Source organism: Pseudomonas sp. CCC4.1 (assembly GCF_035019225.1).
GTDB classification, from domain to species: Bacteria; Pseudomonadota; Gammaproteobacteria; order Pseudomonadales; family Pseudomonadaceae; genus Aquipseudomonas; species Aquipseudomonas bubulae.
In genome coordinates this window covers 195,249-210,854 of record NZ_JASJWL010000001.1, presented here as the reverse complement: position 1 = coordinate 210,854, position 15,606 = coordinate 195,249, and the positions used below count along the sequence as shown (strand labels likewise).

At 60.5% G+C, this 15,606-nt stretch carries 12 protein-coding genes; 8 read left to right on the top strand and 4 right to left on the bottom strand.

Features of this window, described 5'->3' with window-relative positions:
- Positions 1-32: 32 nt before the first annotated feature.
- The 7 genes from QN377_RS00915 (at position 33) to QN377_RS00885 (ending at position 9,558) form a co-directional block, all read left to right on the top strand.
- Entirely contained in the window at positions 33-1,820 is a 1,788-nt protein-coding gene (locus QN377_RS00915; RefSeq protein WP_322212845.1) for an ABC transporter ATP-binding protein, read from the top strand.
- A complete protein-coding gene (locus QN377_RS00910; protein WP_095018523.1) occupies positions 1,814-3,574 on the top strand; it encodes an ABC transporter ATP-binding protein in 1,761 nt (586 codons plus the stop codon). The genes QN377_RS00915 and QN377_RS00910 overlap by 7 nt, the downstream gene beginning before the upstream one ends.
- Positions 3,574-4,515, top strand: a complete 942-nt coding sequence (locus tag QN377_RS00905) for an ABC transporter permease (RefSeq protein WP_322214110.1) — start codon at positions 3,574-3,576, stop codon at positions 4,513-4,515. Before QN377_RS00910 ends, QN377_RS00905 begins: the two co-directional genes overlap by 1 nt.
- Positions 4,512-5,462 carry an iron chelate uptake ABC transporter family permease subunit gene (locus QN377_RS00900; RefSeq protein WP_095024638.1) on the top strand — a complete coding sequence of 317 codons (951 nt, stop codon included), beginning with the start codon at positions 4,512-4,514 and terminating at the stop codon, positions 5,460-5,462. Before QN377_RS00905 ends, QN377_RS00900 begins: the two co-directional genes overlap by 4 nt.
- On the top strand, positions 5,459-6,238 hold the full coding sequence (locus QN377_RS00895; protein ID WP_138737953.1) for an ABC transporter ATP-binding protein: 780 nt from the start codon (positions 5,459-5,461) through the stop codon (positions 6,236-6,238). The genes QN377_RS00900 and QN377_RS00895 overlap by 4 nt, the downstream gene beginning before the upstream one ends.
- Complete coding sequence (locus QN377_RS00890) at positions 6,235-7,230, top strand: siderophore ABC transporter substrate-binding protein (protein ID WP_138737954.1); 996 nt, start codon at positions 6,235-6,237, stop codon at positions 7,228-7,230. Before QN377_RS00895 ends, QN377_RS00890 begins: the two co-directional genes overlap by 4 nt.
- Positions 7,231-7,344: 114 nt before the next feature.
- A complete protein-coding gene (locus tag QN377_RS00885) occupies positions 7,345-9,558 on the top strand; it encodes a TonB-dependent receptor (RefSeq protein ID WP_416350611.1) in 2,214 nt (737 codons plus the stop codon).
- Positions 9,559-9,630: 72 nt separating this feature from the next.
- Here QN377_RS00885 and QN377_RS00880 read toward each other — a convergent pair whose 3' ends face one another.
- The 4 genes from QN377_RS00880 to QN377_RS00865 all read right to left on the bottom strand — a co-directional run bounded on the left by QN377_RS00880 (position 9,631) and on the right by QN377_RS00865 (position 12,819).
- Positions 9,631-10,047: a hypothetical protein gene (locus QN377_RS00880; protein WP_322212846.1), complete on the bottom strand. Its 417-nt coding sequence runs from the start codon at positions 10,045-10,047 to the stop codon at positions 9,631-9,633.
- 245 nt (positions 10,048-10,292) lie between these two features.
- On the bottom strand, positions 10,293-11,039 hold the full coding sequence (locus tag QN377_RS00875; protein ID WP_095000140.1) for an outer membrane beta-barrel protein: 747 nt from the start codon (positions 11,037-11,039) through the stop codon (positions 10,293-10,295).
- Between the two features lie 273 nt (positions 11,040-11,312).
- Positions 11,313-11,660, bottom strand: a complete 348-nt coding sequence (locus tag QN377_RS00870) for a DUF6124 family protein (protein WP_095023364.1) — start codon at positions 11,658-11,660, stop codon at positions 11,313-11,315.
- Positions 11,661-12,123: 463 nt separating this feature from the next.
- On the bottom strand, positions 12,124-12,819 hold the full coding sequence (locus QN377_RS00865) for a pirin family protein (protein ID WP_095023365.1): 696 nt from the start codon (positions 12,817-12,819) through the stop codon (positions 12,124-12,126).
- A gap of 257 nt (positions 12,820-13,076) precedes the next feature.
- Here QN377_RS00865 and QN377_RS00860 point away from each other — a divergent pair, with 257 nt between their 5' ends.
- Positions 13,077-15,548, top strand: a complete 2,472-nt coding sequence (locus tag QN377_RS00860; protein WP_322212847.1) for a UvrD-helicase domain-containing protein — start codon at positions 13,077-13,079, stop codon at positions 15,546-15,548.
- Positions 15,549-15,606: the final 58 nt, after the last annotated feature.

The window sequence follows — 15,606 nt, the reverse complement described above, 5'->3', positions numbered from 1 at the left end:
CATTCTTATGACATTGCGGATGTTTGACTGGCATGGAAACTCCTCACACGGCTGCGGCCACACCCAAGATGCGTGGCCCTGTCAGCCAAGTGCTTCACCCGATTCGTGGGCGGCTGCTGATTGCCGCCCTGCTTGCGGGCGTTGGCGCCATGCTGACGCTGGTACCGCTGGCAGGTATTGCGCATGTCGCCGGGCTGGTTCTGGGTGACAACGCAATCACTGCTCATGAGGTGTGGCGGGCAGTAGGTGTCGGCGTGGCGAGTCTGTGCGCGGGCATGTTGTTGATATCCACCGGGGAGCTGCTGGCCCATCTGGCGGATAACCGTATTACCCACCACCTGCGCCTGGCCATTGTGCAGCGCCTGAGCCGCGTGCCCTTGGGCTGGTTCACCAGCCGGGGCTCGGGTGAGGTCAAGCAGGCGATGCAGGATGACATCAATACCCTGCACAGTCTGACGGCGCATTTCTACACCACCGTGGGGCGAGCGGTCGGCGCCATTGTGTTCTCGCTGGTCTACCTGTTTGTAATGGACTGGCGCATGGCAATTGTCTCGATCCTGCCGTTCCCGGGGTTCTTCCTGTTTTTTACCCGCGCCATGAAAGCCAGCGAGAGCAACATGCAGGCGTTTGTCGAGGGCATGGGGCGTATCGACAATGCCGTGGTCGAGTTCGTCAATGGCATCCCGGTAGTGAAGTCGTTCGGGGCTGTCGGCAAGGCACACGGCAGTTACCGTGAGGCCGTCGATGCCTTCGCCCGGGCTTTTGTCGGTTTCACTCGCCCGCTGGTGGGTTCGATGGCCAATGCCAACGCAATGATCGCGCCGGTCGCGGTGCTGGGCGGCGTGCTGGCGTTCGGCACCCTGTTCGTGGCACTGGGCTGGATCGCTGCGCTGGATGTGCTGCCGTTCGCCCTGGTGACTCCGGGCCTGTGTGGCCCCTTGCTGTTGCTGCACTACATCACCCATGACCTCAACAATGCAGTGGGTGCGGCCCGGCGTGTGCAGGCCCTGCTCGATACACCGGTGCTGGAGCAACCGGCACCGGGCATGCAGGAGATGCCCAGGGGCAGCGAAATTGGTTTTGAGCACGTTGGCTACTGCTATGAAAGCGCGGGCCGGGGGCTGGCGGACATCAACCTGGTTCTCAAACCCGGCACGACCACCGCTGTGGTGGGGTGCTCCGGCGCCGGCAAGTCAACCCTGGCGCGCCTGCTGCTGCGTTTTTTTGACCCGACGCAAGGGCGCATCACCCTGGGGGGTGTGGATCTGCGTCAGATTGAGACGGCAACCCTGTACCGGCATATCGGTTTTGTATTGCAGGAGGTGCGGCTGATCCACGCCAGTGTGCACGACAACATTGCCCTGGGCAGACCAACGGCCACCCGCCAGCAGATTGAGGATGCTGCGCGCACGGCCAATATCCATGCGCGCATTGTTGCCCTGCCGCGTGGCTATGACTCGGTGGTGGGTGAGGATGCGCAGTTTTCCGGCGGTGAGTTGCAGCGGGTGAGCATCGCCCGTGCCGTGTTGCTCGATCCGCCCGTGCTGGTGCTCGACGAGGCCACGGCGGCGGCGGATGCCGAAAGTGAAGTGGCCATCCAGGATGCACTCTCGCGTTTTGCCGGCGGCCGCACCTTGCTGGTCATCGCGCACCGGCTCGACACCGTGATGCACGCAGACCAGATCATCGTGCTCGACAACGGCACGATTCACGAGCAGGGCACCCACGGCGAACTGCTTGCCCGCAAGGGCCTTTATGCCCGCCTGTGGGCGCAGGGCGACTACTCATTCTCTGCAGAACTGGCGGTGCCGTCATGCTGAAACCCTTGTTAGAACTGTTGGGCGACGACGCGCCCGTGCTGCATCGTTATGTCTGGATGGCAGTGTTTTATGGTTTGCTCAGCGGGCTGACACTCACCACCCTGGTACCGGTGCTGGGGCATTTGCTCGCTAACGATCTACGAGGTGCAGCATTGTGGCTGCTGTTGACGCTTGCCGGCATGGCTGTGTGCTGGGCCTGCCGGCGCCGGGTGGAGCGCGCCGGTGTCGCGGTGGGCGTGGCCCTTTTGCAGGGGGCGCGCCAGCGCATCGGCGACCATGTGGCGCGATTGCCCCTGGGCTGGTTTACGACGCAGAACACCGGCCATCTGGGGCATGTAATTACCCAGGGCATGATGGCGGTGGCGCAGTTGCCGGCGCACGTTTTCACCCCTGTGATCAGTGGCGCGGTGACGCCTTTGGTGATCGTCGCCGCACTGTTTGCCGTGCATTGGCCACTGGGGCTGATTGCGCTGCTGGGGCTTGCGGTACTGGCAGGGGCGCTGCTGTTGAGCGCGCGCCTGGGGCAGCGTACTGACCGGGCTTTCCAGCGGCACTTCGCGGATGCCAGCCAGCGCATGGTCGAGTTTGCCCAGGCGCAATCGGTACTGCGCGCGTTCAATGGCGAAGGGGGCGGGACGCAGTTGCTGGAACAGGCGCTCGAGCGCCAGCGCCAGTCCGGGCTGCGCCTGATCTATCAGTCATCGCTTTCGGTGGTACTCAATACCTGGGTCGTGCAGGTGATCTTTGCGGCCCTGTTGATCGCAGCCGCCTTGTGGCTTAACGGGCTGATGGGCGACACGCGGGATAACGCTTCGGTGATTGCGGTAGTCGTTGCGCTGTTGTTGAGCAGCCGCTATATCGAGCCGTTGCTGGACGTGGCCGGTTATGCCGAGATCCTGCGCAGTGCCAGCGGTCAACTTGACGCGGTGCAGGCCATCTTTGCCGCCCGGCCCTTGCCGGAGCCGGATCAGCCACAACCGCCACGGGATGGCTCTATAGAGTTGCGCGCAGTGAGCATGGCTTACGCGCCCGATCAACCCGATGTGCTGCATGATGTCAGCCTGCGTATTGAGCCGGGCAGCATGACAGCGTTGATCGGTGCTTCGGGCTCGGGCAAGACCACGCTGGTACGGCTGATCGCACGGTTTTTCGATGCGCGCGAAGGGTGCGTGCTCGTGGGTGGTGTGGATGTGCGGCACATGTCCGACAGCCAGTTGGCGGGTCAGATCAGTCAGATATTCCAGGACTGTTACCTGTTTCAGGGCAGCATTGCCGACAACATCCGTATCGGCAAACCCACCGCCAATGCTGACGAAATCCTCGAGGCGGCGCAGCAGGCCGGGCTTGGCGAGCTTGTCGGGCGCTTGCCGCAAGGCCTCGACACACCGGTGGGCGAGGGTGGTGCACGGCTGTCGGGCGGTGAGCGCCAGCGTATTGCGATTGCACGCGCACTGATCAAGGAGGCGGCCATCTTGCTGGTGGATGAAGCCACTGCGGCGCTGGATGCCGAGAATCAGCACGTGATCGCCCGGACACTGGCCAGGTTGCGCGGGCAGCGCACGCTGGTGGTCATTGCGCATCAACTGTCTACGGTGTCGATGGCCGACCGGATCGTGGTGCTCGATCAAGGCCGGGTGGCCGAGCAGGGCACGCCCGCGGCATTGCTTGCCGCCAAGGGGCGTTACGCGAAGTTTCTTGAACAGCGTCGGGCTGCCAAGGGTTGGCGGGTGGCAAGCGGCAGTGAGCTGCAATGATGCGGGCACGATGGCTAGGGGTATTTGTCATGCTCTGCGTCACATCACTGCTGGTGGGGGCCCGGCAACTGGAGTGGTCGCAGCTGTGGTCCTTGTCGGGCGATGCCTGGCTGACGCTCACGGCCAGCCGCTTGCCGCGCCTGGCGGCGCTGGTGCTGACCGGGGCTGGCCTGGCAGTGTGCGGGGTGATCCTGCAACACATCGTGCACAACAAGTTCGTTGAGCCAGGCACTTCGGGCGGGCTGGATGCGGCCAGGCTCGGCATCCTGGTATCGCTGGCAGTGGTGCCCGGCGCCGGCACGACAGGGCGCATGCTGTTTGCGCTGGTGTTTTGTTTCGCCTCGGGGCTGATATTTGTCGTGATCATCCGCCGGATCCGATTCAAAAACACGGTGCTGGTGCCGGTCATCGGCCTGATGTATGGCGGCGTGCTGAGCGCCATTGCCGAGTTCTACGCCTACCACCACAACATCATGCAAAGCATGCAGGGCTGGCTGCTGGGCGACTTTTCCAGGGTGGTGCAGGGCAGCTACGAGATCATCTACCTGATCTTGCCGATTGTTGCCCTGGCCTATCTGTATGCCCACCGTTTCACCGTGCTGGGCATGGGTGAGGGCATGGCTACAAGCCTGGGCCTGAACTACTCGGCAAACGTTGCCCTGGGCTTGCTGCTGGTGGCGGTCACAGTATCAGCCACGGTCATCACGGTAGGGGCGATTCCTTTTGTCGGACTGGTCATTCCCAACCTGGTGGCGCTGCGTTATGGCGACCACCTGGGCCGTACGCTGCCCATCGTTGCCCTGGGCGGCGCGTCAATGCTGCTGGTGTGCGACATCCTCGGACGGCTGCTGATTTACCCGTTTGAAGTGCCCATCGGCTTGATGGCAGGCAGCGTGGGCGGTGTGCTGTTCCTGGCACTGATCATCTGGAGGCACCGATGAGGCGTCTGCAACCCCGGCATGGGGTATGGGTTCTGGTGGCGGCCCTGGCGCTGACCTTCGTGTTGTTGGGGTCGGGCATGGATTTTGATTATGTAATCCCCAAGCGGATCGCCCGGCTTATGGCCATGGTGATTGGCGGTGTGTGCATCGCCTGGTCGTCGATCACGTTCCAGACCCTCACCGGCAACCGGATACTGACCCCGGCAATCATGGGCTACGAGGCCATTTACCTGCTGTTGCAAGCCTTGCTGGTGTTGTTGCTGGGCACCGGCAGTGCGGTGTTACTGGGCAGTAACGGCAACTTTCTGGTGTCTGTGCTGCTGTTGCTTGGCTACTCGTGGCTTATCCATCGTTACCTGCTGCGCAACGGCAAGAGCAACGTGTATTTCCTGCTGTTGGTCGGGCTGGTGCTGACGATGGTGATAGGCACGTTCACCCAGTTTGTCCAGCTCAAGGTCAGCCCCGGCGAGTTTTCGGTTTTGCAGGGCTTCAGCCTGGCTTCGTTCAACCGCGTCCAGCCGCAGCAGTTGCTGATTGCGGGGCTGCTGGTGGGCGCCGTGTGCCTGGTGGGCAGCAGAACCTTGGCAACCCTCGATGTGCTGGCGCTGGGGCGCGACCAGGCCATGTCCCTGGGGGTCGATTACCGGCGCAGCGTGCGCCTGCACCTGGCGCTGATTGCGGCACTGGTGGCGGTCTCAACCAGCCTGCTGGGGCCCACGGCGTTTATGGGCATCTTCGTGGCGAACATCACCTATGCGCTGGCCCGCACCTTCAGGCACCGGGTCACGCTGGCGCTGGGCAGCGTGATTGCCATCGGCATTTTCATCGTTGCGCAACTGCTGGTCGAGCATGTCTTCAACTACAAAACCACCGTCGGCATTCTCGTCAACCTGGTCTGCGGCGGGTATTTCCTGGTGTTGATGGTGCGTACCCGAGGAGCTCCATGATCACTGTTCACGGCATCCATAAAACCTATGGCAGCAAGACCGTACTACGCGGTGTCGACGCGAGTTTCCCGCCCCGGCAACTGACGGCGCTGATCGGCCCCAACGGCGCGGGCAAAACCACGCTGTTGATGATGATAGCGCGGCTGATGGAGCCCACGGCCGGTGAAGTACGCATCGAGGGGCGTGGGGTCGCGGGTATCGCGATTGGCGATTACGCCAGGCGCGTGGCCACTTTGCGCCAGTCACCGGACTTCAACCTGCGCCTTCGGGTGGAGGAACTGGTTGCCTTCGGGCGCTTCCCATACAGCCGTGGTGTGTTGACCGGCGAAGATCAACGGATCATCGACGAGGCCATCGCCTTTCTGTCGCTGCAAGCGCTGCGCCATGCCTACCTCGACGAACTCAGCGGCGGGCAGCGGCAGATGGCCTTTCTGGCCATGACCATCGCCCAGCAAACCGATTGCCTGCTGCTCGATGAGCCGCTGAACAACCTCGATATCAAGCACGCCGTACAGATTATGCGGGCGCTGCGCCGCTTGTGCGACGAACAGGGGCGCACGGTGATTCTGGTGGTGCATGACATCAACTTTGCCGCCAGCTACTGCGATCACTTCGTTGCGATGAAGGCGGGCGCGGTGCATTGCGCCGGCAGCGTTGACGAGGTGATCACCGAAGCGCGGCTGGGCGAACTCTACGGGCTGGACTTCGAGATCACCCACAGCCCGCGCGGTCGCCTGTGCAACTACTTCAACCCCCTGGAAAGAGACGCGAAATGATGATCCACAACAAAGATCGGTTATGGCCGTTGGCCCTGCTGCTCGGCGCGGCCGTGGCAGTGCAGGGCTGCAATGACAAACCGGCAGAGCCCCCACGGGCCGCCACCGCTGTGCAAGCCGTGCAGACGCCTTTTGCGCCGCTTACGGTGCAACACCAGTTGGGCACCACGGTCATTGAACGTGTACCGCAGCGGGTGGTTGCACTGGACATGAATGAAGTCGACTTCCTCGATCAACTGGGTGTCCCCGTGGCGGGCATGCCCAAGGATTTCATCCCGCACTTTCTCGCCCGCTATCGGGATGCACCGGGTGTCGAGGATCTGGGGTCGATTGTGCAGCCCAACCTGGAACGGGTACATGCCGCCAGGCCGGACCTGATCCTGATCACCTCACTGCAGGCCAACCACTATCAAGCCTTGAGCGAGATGGCCGCGACCGTTCATTTCGATGTCGATTATCGTGACAGCGAGACCCGCCATATCGAGGTGATCAGGCAGCACCTGCTGACCCTGGGGCAGATGTTCGCCAAACAGGGGCTCGCGCAGGAAAAAGCCCGGGCACTGGACGCGAAAGTCGAGGAGGCGAGAGGCATCACCCGCGGGCGCCCTGAAAAAGCGCTGGTGGTGCTGCATAACAACGGCGCGTTCAGCTCCTTCGGCGTGCAGTCGCGCTACGGCTTTATTTTCACCGGCCTGGGTGTCAAACCCGCCAGCCCTACGGCAGAGGCGGGGCTGCATGGGCAACCGGTATCCAGCGAATTTATCCAGCAGGCCAACCCCGACATCATCTACATCGTGGACCGTACGGCAGTAATGGAACACCGCCCGGCAATGGCTATCGAGAGCCTGGGCAACCCGTTGTTGCGCCAGACCAACGCCTGGAAAAACGGCCGGGTGATCGTTGTCGATCCCCAGGCCTGGTACGTCACAGGTGCCAGTCCGACCGCCCTGAAGCTGGTAATCGACGATGTGATCAAGGGCTATCAGGGCTAACGCCTGAAGGCGGCTGCCAGGCATTTTGCTGGCCATATAACGATTCTCATTAAATCCATTCCTTAGATTCAGATTAACAAAAACCATTCCCTGCCAGTCCAACGGAGTCTTCACGTGAGTCACTGTCCTTTTCCTACCCGCATTGCGCCCCCGCGCGCAGTTTTTGCCCTGAACCGTACCGCCACGGCGGTACATGCCGTGTTGCTGACGCTGGCCATGACAAGCCTGGCAGCCCATGCCGAGACCATCCCCGACGAGAAAGAACCCGGCGCATCAACGCTGCCTGCCACGATGGTTGAGGGCCATATGGCCACCCCGGCCGACTTGCCGCCCGGTTACGCAGGCGGGCAGGTGGCCTATGGCAGCCGGGTTGGGCTGCTGGGCAACAAGGACTTTATGGAAACCCCGTTCAGTACCATCAGCTATACGGAGCAGTACATTGCCGACCGTCAGGCACAGAACATCACCCAGGTGATTGCCGCAACTGATCCCTCGGTGTTCAGCAACGGCCTGACCGGGACCTTCAGTGAGAACTACTCTATCCGTGGCTTCGCCAGCAATATCAGCGACGTGATGATGGGCGGGCTGTTTGGGGTGGCCCCGTATTACCGGATTTCACCGGAAATGTATGAGCGTATCGAAGTGCTCAAGGGCCCGTCGGCCTTGCTCAATGGCATGCCGCCGGGAGGCTCGGTCGGAGGGGCGGTCAACCTGGTACCCAAACGGGCCGGCGACGAACCGTTGACACGGCTGACGGGCACCTATATGTCCGATGCGCAGTTCGGTGGCCATCTCGATGTGGGCCGGCGCTTCGGTGAAGACCAGCAATTCGGCGTACGCTTCAACGGTGTGTACCGTGACGGTGACGGCGCAATCAACCACCAGCGGCAGAAAGCCGAGCTCACGTCCCTGGGCCTGGACTGGCGCGGTGAACGCGTGCGGCTGTCTGCCGACCTGTATCAAAGTGAAGACCGTGTGCGCGGGCAGAACCGCGGTATCAACCTGGCTTCCGGTGTGGCCGTGCCCAAACCGCCCAAGGCCGACACTCTGCTCAACCCTGACTGGGCCTATGTGCAAACCACGGACCGGGGGGCCATCGTGCGCGGTGAGTTCGACCTGAGCGACAACCTGATGGCTTATGCGGCGTATGGCATGAGCACAACCCATTACGAGTACAGCGGCACCATGATGGCGACGGTGTTCAACGACGCGGGTGACTTCAAGACCTCCATGGGCCAGCTGAAAATGGACCTGGAGAAAACCTCCGGCGAGGTCGGCCTCAAGGGCAACCTGCAGACTGGCGCGATCAAGCATCAATGGACCCTCAATGCCACACACTACGGCGACACTCAAAAGGACTACGGGCGCCGCTCGGTGCCGGGCGCGGACTGGGTCACCAACATCTACCACCCACAGTGGGGGCCAGCTGCGGCCAAGAGCTTCCCGTACATTGCCCATACCAAGAGCCGCCTGACCAGCTATGGCCTGGCCGATACACTGTCGGTTCTCGAAGACCGGGTGCAACTGACCCTGGGTGTACGTCGCCAGCAAGTGCTGACCGACAGCTTCAGCACATCCACCGGCGCACGCACCAACCGCTATGACGAAGGCGCCACCACCCCGGCAGCGGCACTGCTGGTCAAGATCACCGACCAGGTGTCGGTGTATGCCAACTACATCGAAGGCCTGAGCGAGGGCGCGGCGGCACCGATGACGGCGAAAAACTTCGGTGACGTGTTCGCCCCCTACAAGTCCAAGCAGAAGGAAGTAGGCCTCAAGGTAGACCTCGGTGACTTCACCCACACCCTGAGCCTGTATGAAATTACCCGCCCCAGCAGCTACCTGGACCCGGATACCAATATCTTTTCCTTTGGTGGCGAGCAGCGTAACCGAGGGGTCGAGTGGGGCTTTTTCGGCTCGCCGCTGCACGACGTACGCCTGATGGGCGGTGTGGCCCATGTCGACCCGAAAATCACCAAGGCCCAGGGCGGCACCAACGAGGGCAAGACCGCCATTGGCCAGCCCCGGCTGCAGGGCAAGCTGGGTGTGGAATGGGACACCCCGGTCATCGAAGGCCTGACACTGACGGCCAACGCCACCTCGGTGTCCAAGCAATACATCAGCGCCGATAATACCCAGTCGATACCGGGCTACACGGTCTACGACCTGGGCACACGCTACAGCACCCGGGTGGCCAGCCAACCGGTGACGTTGCGTGGGAGTGTGAACAACGTGACCAACAAGGCCTATTGGGGGACGCCGCTGTTGTCCAGCCTGGGCCTGGGTGCGCCGCGTACCTTTGAGTTGTCCGCGACCATTGACTTCTAAAGGCGGGCCGCCAGATATCGAATAAAAAAGCCCGACACGAAGTCGGGCTCTTGGCCATTGGACACTGGAAAGTCAACGGCGCTTATGTTTGTGCTTGTGCTTACCCTTGCCGCCGGAGCTGTGTCTGTCGCCGTCGTCGCCAAGGTTATTGCCCACTGCACCACCTACTGCGCCACCCAGCCCGGCACCAATGGTAGAGCCGGTGGAACCGCCCAGTTGACCGCCGATAAGCGAGCCGCCAGCGCCACCGACGCCGCCACCGATGGCGGCTTCGGTTTTACTGCCTCTGGGTGCACCCACTGCACTACCGGCAGCGGCGCCCACACCTGCACCGATGGCCGCTCCTGAAGAGCCGCCCAGCTGTTGACCGACAATATTGCCCAGTGCGCCGCCAACACCGCCTCCGACCGCGGCAGATCCATCCCCGGCAGCCATTGCTCCCTGCGAAATCACGATGCCCAGCACCAGGGCGGGTAATGTAATACGCATGTCATTCACCTGAATCGAAAGTGATCAAGAGATGTATGCAGGAGAGTAAGAATCCTGCCTGTGCAGAATTTGACGGCTTACCAGGCATAAAGTTCGATAACGGCATAGCGTCCTCTATTTGCAGGAAGCTAAATAGATTTTCCGCAGCAAAAGGCTCATTGAGTGAAGACTGAATCAGGCAGGGGCAGCCGCGGCGATGCTGTCGATGCAGGCCCCCTACAGCTGAAGGGGCCTGCCAGAAGCGATCAGAATGCCAGGCCGACCTTCACGCCGAACTCGTCACGCTTGAGTTTGGTGTTGTCGGCAATCGGCGAATCTTCGTCGATTTTGTACTCCGTACGGGTGTAGTACACGCCTGCATTGATCGGCATATCACCGTTCTGGTTCATCAGCAGCGAAACTTCAGCGTAGGGGTTGGTGCGGTCTTTCATGTCGACGTTGCCGCTGCCGAAGCCGTCGACTTTCAGCCGTGCGCGACCATCCATAGCGTGACGGGCGCCTACTTCTACACGCAGGGTCGAGGTGTCGAACTGGTGGTTGTAACCCAGTGCGGCCTTGGCAAACGGCGATTTGAAGGTCAACGTTGTATCCAGGTCGTTGATTTCAGGTTCGAAACGGGTCCAGCTGTAACCGCCACCGACGATAACGTCGACGAAGTTGCGGGCATCCAGCGCTGCGCGCCAGCCAAGGTCGAGGTCGGCCTGGGCTTCCTTGAGCTTGTTGTCGTTTTTCTTGCTGTATTTGGCTTCACCACCGATCTGGTAGATGAAACCGGATTCGGCGGTCATCTTGTTGCCAAAGTTGGCGAACACACCGGCCTGGCCCATATCCTCCTTGTCGGATTTGCTACCACCTTCGAATTTGAACTTGGTGTAGGAGCCCAGTAAACCGACGGTGAAGAGCGGGTCAGTACTTGGGGCTGCCATCACTGCCAATGGTGCGCCGAACAGCGCCAGGGCACAGGTGTGACGCAGCAGTTTTGCGGTAAGCATTCGTGAATGTCTCCATGACGTAGATAAAAATGTTTACGGCTATTTAGATATAACGACTCTGATAAGTTCAGAGCGAATCGATAAGAAGCTAAAACCCGCTCCCAATCAAGTTTTGCTGCCCCATACCCACCGGGGTCTTTTTTGACCTTGAGCAGTTGTGGCTGCTCACCGCTATTGCAGGTTTGAGGGCTGCAAACCCGTGGCCATAGATCCCGGAGGAGCAAACACACTGAAAGAAATAACGCGCCTGTCGCCAATCAGGCGCGTGCTGCTTTAGTGCGTTACCAGCGTGTCCAGCGACTTGTCGACATACCCCTTGGCCAGCTCCACCAGGTGCAGGGTCGACAACACCAGGTCGCGCGCAGGGCCGCTCAGACCATTCCCCGCCTCATTCGCGCAGGCACCCGCACAGCGCAACAAGTCTGACGCCTGGGCCAGGGCCGCTTCTGAATTGACACTGGACGGGATGGCAAACAGGGCCGTGCCCGAAGCGCGAACGGGCCTATGGCCTTGCAGGTAGAAATTGAGCGCACGGTCGGTGGCGGCACGGTCCAGCAACGGGTCGTTACCGTCAGCAGCATCGAGGGGTAAAACGGGTGGGTCGGGGGTGATCTTTTTCATGGCTTAACTCCAAACACGTTAAGGGAGCTGCCACTTTTAGCTACTAAACGAATGGGTGGCAGCCGTGCACAGGTTAGTAGACCGGCGTGTTTGGGAACCGGTGTGCCCGAGGGCACCCTGCGCACGGCCACCATAAAACGCAGGCCGTAAAAAGCGCCTCACGGAGGTGGCGCCTTGCGCCAAACACTAAAACCGGGCTACTAAACCCGACCGCTGATTTTGCAGCGATGGGACGAGACTATTCCCCGATTTTAGGCCGCGCAAGCGAGCAAGATTTTCTAGGATGTTTCATTGGAATGAAAGCGAAACGTCGTACGAAACGGCTGATGTTAAAGGCGCAAAGCCTGCCACGATCCTGTCGCCGCTGCCGGCAACGAAGGCTGCGTTCCTCGGCAGCGGCGACAGTAGATTACGCAGCGCACTCTTGCTTCTAACAGGCTGGTCGACCGCCGCAACAGGCGAATCAGGCCACATCCACCAGCACAATCTCGCTGTCTTCAATCGCGGTGACCCGTAGCAGGGTCTCATCGACAACGGCCACACCATCCCGTGCGCTGGCCCGAAGACCATTAACCTCGATCACCCCGGTGGCAGGCACCAGGTAGGCTCGCCGGCCGCTGTCCAGACGGTACTCGGCGGTTTCCCCGGCCTTAAGGTTCGCCGCTACCAGTCGCGCATCGGCACGAATGCGCAGGCTTTCAGGGTCGCCATCCTTGCCGCTGGCCAGGGTCACAAAACCCTCACGGCCGCCCTTGGGAAAAGGCTTGGCGCCCCACGCCGGAGCATCACCCTGCTGGTTGGGTACGATCCAGATCTGGAAGATCCGGGTCGGTGTGGACTCCAGGTTGTATTCGCTATGCGCAATCCCGGTACCGGCGCTCATCACCTGTACATCCCCGGCTTCGGTACGACCCTTGTTGCCCAGATTGTCTTCGTGGCTGATAGCACCTTCGCGGACATAAGTGATGATTTCCATATCGCGGTGCGGGTGTTTCGGGAAGCCGGTGCCGGGGGCGATCACGTCGTCATTCCAGACCCGCAGGTTGCCCCAGTTCATCCGCTGCGGGTCGTAGTATTCGGCAAACGAAAAGTGATGATGGGCGTCCAGCCAGCCGTGGTTTGCTCCGCCCAGCGTATTGAAAGGTCTGAGTTCAAGCATGATGCTTCTCCTGAGAAGGGTGCCAAGGGTTGACCGGTTGGCGATGAGGTGATTCTCCATCAGCAACATATCGATAAAAAGCTGAAAAAATGCGTTAAACCAATCGGTTTAATAGATGCATTAGCAAGCCAGTCAATCGCTATTTACCTTTAATACAGGCTCTAAACGGCTGATGCCCAAGCAATTAGCTAGAAATCGGCGCGCAATGGGGTGACCATAGCCCCTCCACCCGGACAGCCTCACACCCTGGAGTCAGCGTGCCGCAACACAATCCCGAACTGCCTGAAGACCTTGCCCCCATTACCCAATTGCCCTTGCTCAAGCGCCTTGCCGCGCGTGTGTTTGGCAGTGGCTTGAGCCGTTTGCGCGCGCAACATGCGCCGTCCTGGCTGCAGGGCCAGGCAGACGGGTTCCGCAGCGGGCACAGTGCCGGGGTGGATTACGGTTTCAAAGAGGGGCATGCCGAAGGGCTCGAAGAGGGTCGCCAGGTGCTGTTTATCAGCGATATGCGCCCGCAGGAGCTGCGTGCTCCCGGGATCGACGAGAATCTGTTCGATGACTGGCGCCTGCCGCTGGGCCCGGAACTGAAAAAGCTGATCAAGGCCGACGTGGCTGCCAACCTGCCCGAGCATGCCCAGCCCAGTGCCGCACAGTGGAAGATGATCTTCAGTGATACCCCGTCGACCTCGGTGGTTGCAGGCGCCGGAGCCGGCAAGTCGACCTCGCTGGTGTTGCGCATTCTGCTACTGACCCATTACCTGGGCTTTGAACTCGATTCGATGACCGTGGTGACCTTTACCCGGGAGTCGCGCAAGGACTTTATCAAGAAGCTGCAGGAAATCTTCGCCTTGTGGGGGCGCAATCTGTCGCTCAAGGAAGCCCGGGATGTGGTGCGTACCTTTCACTCGCGGATTTTGCCCATGGTGCGCAGCTTGCCCGGCTATAGCCAGTTACAGGCCTTCGAGACCCTGAATAGCCGCAGCCTGCTCAACGACGACGAGACCGACAGCAATCCGTTTGACCTGCGGATCAACGATGCCCAGCGTCAGCAACTGAATGCCTGTTATCACGGGCTATATAACCGCGATGAGCGCTTCCGTCAGACCCTGGCACCACTGCGACTGCATGCCTTGCAGCTCAAGGAGCTGGAGCGCGACCATCCAGATGTGCAAAAGCGCATGGCGGTGACCGAACTGGCCGCCAGGCGCGACGAAGAACTCTGCGACACCCTGGAAGACCTCTGGTTTGCCGCCGGCGCCTGGCCGATCAAAGGCATTGAGCCCAACCGCGAAACCATCGAGATCAATGGCGCGCAGTTCCATTGCCACGGCTATATTGCCGAGCTGGATGCCTGGGTGGTACTGGGCTTCGATCCCCGTGAAAATCCGCAAATCTGCCGCCCCGGGGCCAAGCTCAGCGTGCGCGCCGAGTGGGCAGTCAAGCGCACCCTGTTTCAAGCTTTTTGCAGCAAGCCATTGATATGGCTTGAAAACTACGAGTCTGCAAAGCGTGTTGTCAGTGCCCTCGCTGGGGATGCCAGCGCAGGCCCCGGCTTTGATTACAAGCTCAAAGGTGAGTTGGGCTCGGCGCCTTTGCTCGACAGTTTTGTCGCCGCCGCCAGTTTTATTGAAAACCTGGGGCTGGACGTGGCCGCCGCAGTGGGCGATATGCGCTTTGCCAAGGATGATCCGGACCGTTTCTTTTTTGAGGCCTTGAGCCTGTTCTGGCGGGCGCTGGAAGACCACCTGCTGGCACAGACCCCGCCGGTGATGACCTATAACCGCATGTTCTCCCTGTTTGGCGAGAACACCCCGCAGAACTTCAAGCTGCTCAGCCATGAGCAACTGCGGCCGTTGTCGCATTTGATGATTGATGAGTTTCAGGATGTCTCACCACAGATCGTGTCCTGGCTACGCGCCGGCTTGCGCGAGATCCGCAGCCGTGGCCCGGCCATGCATGTAGGCCGTGGAGCCCAGCGTTCATCGTTGTTGTGTGTGGGCGATGACTGGCAATCGATCTACGGCTGGCGGGGCAGTTCGCCCAAATACTTCATGGAGTTCAACAAGGAATTTCCGTCACCTGCCACCACCCGGGTGATGCTCAGTGACAACTTTCGCAGCCATCAACACATCATCGATGCCGCCGAACATATCGTGCGTGCCGCGCCGTCCATTGCCGGCAAGCGGGCCAAGGCCAGCGGTGAGCCCAAGGTGGCAGTCCCGGTCAATGTGCTGCATCGCGATGACCAGGGGTTGGCCGCGCAGTTGATCGAGCATTACAACGCCGGGGACAGTATCTTGATGTTGTTTCGAAAAAGCAGCGATAAGTTACTGATAGAAAAGGATATTCAATCAGTAGTTAATGTTGATTCGAGGTTGGCGCCGGAAGATCGCAGGCTCAAGCAGCTGACCTATCACAGCTCCAAGGGCTTGCAGGCGGATGCTGTTTTCCTGCTGGGGGATTGTCAGCATCTGACAACCTCACCTTATAAGAACCAGGTTTACCGCATGGCCGGTCTGGGTAAGGAGGGTGACCCCGAGCCGTATGACAATGCCCAGAAAGATGAAATCCTGCGTCTGGCCTATGTCGGTATTACCCGGGCAGTGAAGCATTGTTACTGGTATGTGGAAAACCAGGATGCCCAGGGTCCGAATATCCCCAGGGCCTCGGACCGTGTGCCCCAGGGCAAGGCGTTCTTTCAGGACTTGCGACTCACTCACAATAATTGAAGGAATACCTTTTGATTGATCTCCTGTTTGCCAAAAACAACAGTCTGCGCGTATTCGC

What these genes read in the sequence shown, in the direction of transcription:
- QN377_RS00870 (WP_095023364.1), bottom strand. Translation starts at nt 11,660, where the DNA reads ATGAAAAAGATCACCCCCGACCCACCCGTTTTACCCCTCGATGCTGCT.
- QN377_RS00905 (WP_322214110.1), top strand. Translation starts at nt 3,574, where the DNA reads ATGCGGGCACGATGGCTAGGGGTATTTGTCATGCTCTGCGTCACATCA.
- QN377_RS00915 (WP_322212845.1), top strand. Translation starts at nt 33, where the DNA reads ATGGAAACTCCTCACACGGCTGCGGCCACACCCAAGATGCGTGGCCCT.
- QN377_RS00910 (WP_095018523.1), top strand. Translation starts at nt 1,814, where the DNA reads ATGCTGAAACCCTTGTTAGAACTGTTGGGCGACGACGCGCCCGTGCTG.
- QN377_RS00900 (WP_095024638.1), top strand. Translation starts at nt 4,512, where the DNA reads ATGAGGCGTCTGCAACCCCGGCATGGGGTATGGGTTCTGGTGGCGGCC.
- QN377_RS00895 (WP_138737953.1), top strand. Translation starts at nt 5,459, where the DNA reads ATGATCACTGTTCACGGCATCCATAAAACCTATGGCAGCAAGACCGTA.
- QN377_RS00880 (WP_322212846.1), bottom strand. Translation starts at nt 10,047, where the DNA reads ATGCGTATTACATTACCCGCCCTGGTGCTGGGCATCGTGATTTCGCAG.
- QN377_RS00890 (WP_138737954.1), top strand. Translation starts at nt 6,235, where the DNA reads ATGATGATCCACAACAAAGATCGGTTATGGCCGTTGGCCCTGCTGCTC.
- QN377_RS00875 (WP_095000140.1), bottom strand. Translation starts at nt 11,039, where the DNA reads ATGCTTACCGCAAAACTGCTGCGTCACACCTGTGCCCTGGCGCTGTTC.
- QN377_RS00865 (WP_095023365.1), bottom strand. Translation starts at nt 12,819, where the DNA reads ATGCTTGAACTCAGACCTTTCAATACGCTGGGCGGAGCAAACCACGGC.